The organism is Clostridium sp. UBA5119, from assembly GCF_002414285.1.
Lineage (GTDB): Bacteria > Bacillota > Clostridia > Clostridiales > Clostridiaceae > Clostridium_J > Clostridium_J sulfidigenes.
Window position 1 is genome coordinate 1,968 of record NZ_DHYX01000005.1, and the last position, 3,536, is coordinate 5,503.

Genomic DNA, 3,536 nt, shown 5'->3' on the forward strand with positions numbered 1-3,536 from the left:
AATAGATATTCTTTGCTTTTGACCTCCAGATACATTACCTCCCCCTTCACTTATTAACTCCTCAAACTTCTTAGGTTTTTTAATTATAAAGTCATAGGCTTGGGCAACCTTTGAAGAATATTCAACCTCTTCTACAGTAGCTTTCTTTTTACCAAATCTAATATTTGTATCTATACTTCCTGTAAATAACCTAGTCTTTTGAGGTATAAATCCAATTTTTTTACGTAAAGTCTTTAAATCATATTCTCTAATATCTATCCCATCTATCTTTATACATCCTTCAGTAACATCATAAAATCTAGGAATTAGGTTTATTAGTGTACTCTTTCCACTACCAGTACTTCCTATAAACGCAATAGTTTCTCCCTTTTTAGCTGTAAAGGAAATATCTTTAAGCACAGGTACTTCTCCATCTGGATAAGTAAAGGTAACTTTATTAAATTCTACAGTTCCTTCATTATTACTTTTCTTGATTCCATTCTCAGGATTCTTGATAATAGGTTCAGCATCTAATAGCTCTTGTATTCTATTAGATGAAACTTGTGCTTTAGGATACATAACAAATACAGTTGAAAATAACATAAGCGAAAACATAGCATGGAATAAGTACTCTATAAAAGCAACTAATTGTCCTACTTGAAGAGTTCCCACATTTATCATGCTACTAGAAATCCAGAATATGGATATAATTGCTAAATTAAGCACTAAGAAAAAGCTTGGCTGAGATATAGACATAAGCTTAAAAATCTTCTTTGAAATCTCAGTATAGTCCTTATTAGTTTCAGCAAATCTTTCTCTTTCATGATCATCATTACCGAAAGCTCTTATTACCCTTATTCCTGTCAAATTTTCTCTAGATATTCTGTTTAACTTATCTAAATTTTTCTGTTGAATCTCTGACCATGGATGGGAAATTTTGGCTATTATAAATACACCAACAATTATAAATGGTAATGTAACAGCTAATATACTTGATAATGATGAACTTGTTTTAAGTATCATAACTAGGCTTACTATAAACATTACTGGTGTAATCAACGCTAATCTTAGTAATATATTTATAAATTGCATTACTTGAAATGCATCGTTGGTAGTTCTAGTAATCATTGATGATATACCAAATCTATCATATTCACTATGAGAAAACTCCTGTGATTTTTTAAATATATCATTCCTTATATCTCTAGTTACATTTGTAGATATTTTAGAGGAACAATATCCTAACAATATTGTCCCTAAAACCCCTATTATAGATATAACTACAATTATAAGTCCCATTGTTTTTATATATTCTATATCACCATTAGCTATTCCCTTGTCAATAACTTTAGCCATAATAGTTGGTATTCCAAGTTCAACTAAAGCAAAGCCAAATACTGATATTATATTAATCATAAGAAGCATTTTATAATTTTTTAAGTATTTTAAAATTAATTTCATTTTATAATTCCTCCTTTGTAAATATTTTTTAATACTAATAATATAAATTAATAATTTAATTATTTGTTCTATAATTAACTTTAATTATTTACCACTATTAGAATATAATACCCACAGCTTAACTATGAAGTCAATGGAATTTATAACCGTGAATACAATTACATAAAGAATTATTAATATTTATTATTTTATTTCCTCTATGTGTGTTGCAACTTTACCCTTTTTAATATCTTCTAAAATTTTTCACCATTTAATACCACATCAAAACACATCTTCCTCATTCTCAATTTTAATTATTTCTGCATCTGTATTTTCTTCTATAAAATTTATTATATTTTCCATGGTAGAATCCACCAGAGCTGACGTTCCACAAACTCCTGCAATACCTATAACTAATGTTTGATGTATATCTTGTTCATCAACTTCGCCAACAGAAATATTAAACTTATTTCTTAGTCTTTGCATTAAACTCTTTATCACCATTCTCTTTTCCTTTAAAGAATGTACCCATGAGGCTCTTAGCGTAACACGCATTATTAATATTTTCATTGTATTATCACTCCATTAATTTAATATTTTATATTAATTTCTCCAGTTTCAATATTGTTATGTTCTTACATGGTAAACCTATTGATATTACTATAATTAAGGCTCCTAGAGCAAATCTAATGAATTACCTCCAATGTACCCTATTATTCTAATTTTATCACAATATTCCTATATATATCCTTCGTTGCTCTTCTTTTACATACATCCTATAATGATATGGGGATTTTTTTATCTTAATGTATATATAAACTTAGTATTAAATTATAAATTTTAGATTAAAATCTATAATTATATCATTTGAGGAGGTAAACTATTATGAACTCTGAAACTATCACTAAAAGGGATAATAAGATTAAAGATAGTTCTATCACTGATATGACCATTGGAAACCCTTTTAAAATTTTATGGACTTTTTCTGTTCCCATGTTACTTAGTTCACTTTTTCAACAACTTTATAATATTGTGGATAGTATTGTAGCAGGAAAATTTATAGGAGTAAATGCTTTAGCTGCTGTAGGTGCTTCTTATCCTATAACTGCACTATTCATAGCTGTGGCTGTAGGCTCTAGTATGGGATGCTCTGTAGTAGTTGCACAAATCTTTGGTTCAAAAAAATATACTACTATGAAATCTGCAATTTCAACAGCTATAATATCTCTAACTAGTCTTAGCATTATTTTAACTATCTTGGGTAGTGTTTTTTGTAAGCCTCTTATGAGACTTCTTCATACTCCAGAAAATATATTTTCTGATTCTGCCCTTTATTTACAAATATACATAAGCGGAATTATATTTTTATTTTTATATAATACTGCCACTGCCATATTTAATGGTTTAGGAGATTCCAAAACACCTTTATATCTTTTAATTTTCTCTTCTATATTTAATATTATTTTAGACCTAGTATTTGTTATAGTTTTTAAAATGGGTGTATCGGGAGTTGCCTGGGCTACTTTTATTGCTCAAGGTATTTCTTCTATCTTATCTATAGTATGTCTTATTATGAGATTACGTAAGATTAAAGTCACTGAAAAATATCCGTACTTTAGTAGTTATATTTTAAAACGTATAAGTAGAATTGCTATACCAAGTATAATGCAACAATCCTTTATATCTGTAGGTCAAATTTGTGTACAAGGTCTAGTTAATAGTTACGGAGCCATAGTCGTAGCAGGGTATTCTGCTGCCTTTAGAGTTCATACCATAGCTCTTACTTCTATGAGCACTATGTCTAGTGCACTTTCTAGCTTCACTGCACAAAACATTGGTGCAAAGAAAATTTCCCGGGTGAAAGAAGGATATAAAGCTGCAGTAGTTATAACCTTAAGTATATGTGGTGGAATTCTTATTTTATTTTTAATCTTTGCTCCAAAATTAATTGGTTTGTTTGTAGATTCTAGGGAGAGTATAAATGTAATTAATGTGGGTACTGAGTTTCTAAGAACCCTAGCACCTTTTTATTTAGTGGTAGGTCTTAAGATGGTGTGTGATGGTGTTCTCCGTGGAGCTGGAGCTATGAAAGACTTTATGTTTGCCACCTTTTCTGA

At 29.2% G+C, this 3,536-nt stretch carries 3 protein-coding genes; 1 reads left to right on the forward strand and 2 read right to left on the reverse strand.

Translation table 11 applies throughout. The features are described 5' to 3' along the window. Positions 1–1,440 (reverse strand): ABC transporter ATP-binding protein (locus B2671_RS00185; RefSeq protein ID WP_346868584.1); only part of this gene is annotated, 1,440 nt, incomplete at its 3' end. 261 nt (positions 1,441–1,701) lie between these two features. Beyond that, positions 1,702–1,989: a DUF503 domain-containing protein gene (locus B2671_RS00190; RefSeq protein ID WP_346868585.1), complete on the reverse strand. Its 288-nt coding sequence runs from the start codon at positions 1,987–1,989 to the stop codon at positions 1,702–1,704. 315 nt (positions 1,990–2,304) lie between these two features. On the opposite strand from B2671_RS00190, the gene B2671_RS00195 reads away from it, so the two are divergent. Next, positions 2,305–3,536: MATE family efflux transporter (locus B2671_RS00195; RefSeq protein WP_346868586.1), on the forward strand; the 1,232-nt coding region annotated here is incomplete at its 3' end.

Bases quoted from the DNA above. Each gene is read 5' to 3' on its own strand.
- B2671_RS00190 (WP_346868585.1), bottom strand. From the start codon at position 1,989: ATGAAAATATTAATAATGCGTGTTACGCTAAGAGCCTCATGGGTACAT.